Genomic DNA, 2693 nt, shown 5'->3' on the forward strand with positions numbered 1-2693 from the left:
CCGGAGATCACGTCGCGCTGCTGGGCGACGACCTGCCACAGCCCCTCCGGCGAGTCCACCCCGCCCGGGAAACGGCAGCCCATGCCGACGATCACGATCGGGTCGTCCGTACGCGGTGCGACGGTGGTGGCGGCAGCGACGGGCGGGGTGGACCGCCCGGCGCGCTCCTGGGCGAGGGCGAGCGCGAAGTCGGCGACGGCGGCCGGTGTGGGGTGGTCGAAGACCAGGGTCGCCGGCAGGCGCAGGCCGGTGGCGGAGTGGAGACGGTTGCGCAGTTGCACCGCGAGCAGCGAATCGACGCCGAAGCCCTTGAACGGCTGGTCGGGGTCGATCCCGTCCGCGGAGTCGCGGCCGATGACCGTGGCGAGCTGGGCGCGTACGAGGTCGAGCAGCAGTCGGCGGCCCTCCTCCTGGGACATCCGGCCGAGCCTGCGGCGCAGTCCGGACTCGCCGGGGCGCCGCTGCGGCACACGCACCAGCGAACGCAGCACCGGGGACAGGGTCCCGGCGAGCGCGTCGGCGCGTAGCGCGGCCGGTTCGAGGCGGGCCGGTACCAGCACCGCGCTGTCATCGGCGAGCGCCCGGTCGAAGAGCCCGAGACCCTGCTCCGTGGACAGCGGGGAGACACCTCGGGTCGCGAGGTTGTCACCGTCCAAGTGCCCCGTGAGCCCGGTGCGTTCGGCCCACAGACCCCAGGCGAGCGACTGCGCCGGGCGCCCGGCGGTGCGCCGACGGGCGGCGAGCGCGTCGAGGAAGACGTTCGCCGCGGCGTAGTTGGCCTGTCCCGGATTGCCGAGCACGCCCGCCACCGAGGAGAACAGGACGAAGGCCGCGAGGTCCTGCTCCGCGGTCAACTCGTCGAGGTGTGCGGCGGCGTCCACCTTGGGCCGTAGTACGGCGGCCAGCCGGTCCGCGGTCAGCGACCCGACCATGCCGTCGTCGAGGACCCCCGCGGTGTGGACGACGGCGGTGAGCCGTACGCCGGTCAGCAGGTGCGCGAGCGCCTCACGGTCGGCGGAGTCGCAGGCGGCGAGGGTGACCTCGGCGCCCAACCCGCTCAGTTCCGCGACGAGTTCCGAGGCTCCGGGCGCGTCCGGGCCACGGCGGCTGACCAACAGCAGACGCCGGGCACCGTGCTCGGTGACCAGGCGCCGCGCCACCAGAGCACCGAGCCCTCCGGTGCCGCCGGTGACGAGCACGGTGCCGTCCGGGTCGAGCCGGAAGCCACCGGCCGGCCCGGTCCCGCCGGTGTGCCGCACCAGCCGGGGAGCGAGCACAGTACCGCCACGCAGGGCGAGCTGAGGCTCGGAGAGTACGGCTGCGGGCACCGTGTCGACCGGGTGCGCCGGCTCCGTGTCCAACAGGGAGAAGCGGTCCGGGTGTTCCGACTGCGCTGTCCTGACCAGACCCCACACCGTGGCCTGGGCGGGATCATCCGCATCGGGGCCGGCGGCGCCGTCGGTCACCACCAGCAGCCGGGAACCGGTGAAGCGGGCATCGGCCAGCCACTCCTGCACCAGGCCCAGCGCCCAGCCCGCGGCCCGGTGCGCGCCCCCGGCGAGCCCGGCTCCCGTGCCGCCCGGGTCTTGCGTCCCGGCCGGACATCGCACGGCGACCACCTGCGGTACGGGATCCGGCACCTCGGCCAGGTCCGCCACCAGACACGCGTCGACGTCGGCTGCCGCGGCCCGGACCGGCTGCCAGTCCAGCCGGAACAACGAGTCCGTGCCGCGACCGGCGGCCGGATCGGCGGCGTACGGCCGCATCGTGACCGCCTCCGCCGACAGCACCGGCTTTCCCGTGCCGTCGGCGGCCCGCAGGGTCACCCCGTCCTCGCCGGCCGCGCTCAGCCACACCCGCAGAGTGTCCGCACCCTCGGCGTAACGGGTGACACCGGACCACGAGAAGGGCAGCACGGTGCCGCCGTCCTCGCGCAGCAGGCCGACCGCGTGCAGAGCCGCGTCGAGCACCGCCGGATGCACGCCGAAGCCGGTGCCGTCCAGATCGGCCGGCAGGCCCACCTCGGCATAGACGTCGCGGTCGGTGCGCCAGGCGGCCCGCAGGCCCTGGAAGGCGGGGCCGTAGTCGTAGCCCGCCTCCGCGAGGGTGTCGTACCGCGTGTCGACGTCGATCTCGTGGGCACCGGGCGGCGGCCACTCGGTGAGGTCGAAGCCGGCGGTGTCGTCATCCACGTCGAGCAGCGCCGCGGCGTGCCGCGTCCACACGCTGCCCAGGCCGGCGTCCTGCGGCCGGGAGTGCACGGCCAGCTCCCGCTGTCCGTTGTCGGCCGGCGGTTCGACGGTCACGCGGAGCTGTACGGCCGCGTCCGGTTCGAGGACCAACGGCGTCTGGAGGGTGAGTTCGGCCAACCGCCCCCAGCCCAGCCTGCTGCCCACGGCCATCGCCAGTTCGAGGAACGCGGTGCCCGGCAGCAGCACCGTGCCCCGCACCGCGTGGTCGGCCAGCCACGGCTGCGTGTCCAGGGTGAGCCGCCCCGTGTACACCAGCCGGTCGTCCTCGGCCAGCTCGACCACCGCACCCAGCAGCGGATGCCCGGGCGACGCCAGACCGAGCCCGCGGGCGTCGGCCACACCACGTTCGGGGGTGAGCCAGTAGTGCTGGTGTTGGAAGGGGTAGGGGGGTAGTTCGGTGGGTTTGGTGTGGTAGGGGGTGAGGAGGGTTTGCCAGTCGAT

Annotated in this window: 1 protein-coding gene; it reads right to left on the reverse strand. The window is 74.5% G+C overall.

The genetic code is table 11. The features are described 5' to 3' along the window. Window positions 1–2693, reverse strand: a 2693-nt coding sequence (locus tag AB0F03_RS37925; protein WP_362001064.1) for an SDR family NAD(P)-dependent oxidoreductase, incomplete at both ends; no start/stop codon positions are given.

This window comes from Streptomyces sp. NPDC028722, from assembly GCF_040637655.1.
Classification (GTDB): Bacteria; Actinomycetota; Actinomycetes; order Streptomycetales; family Streptomycetaceae; genus Streptomyces.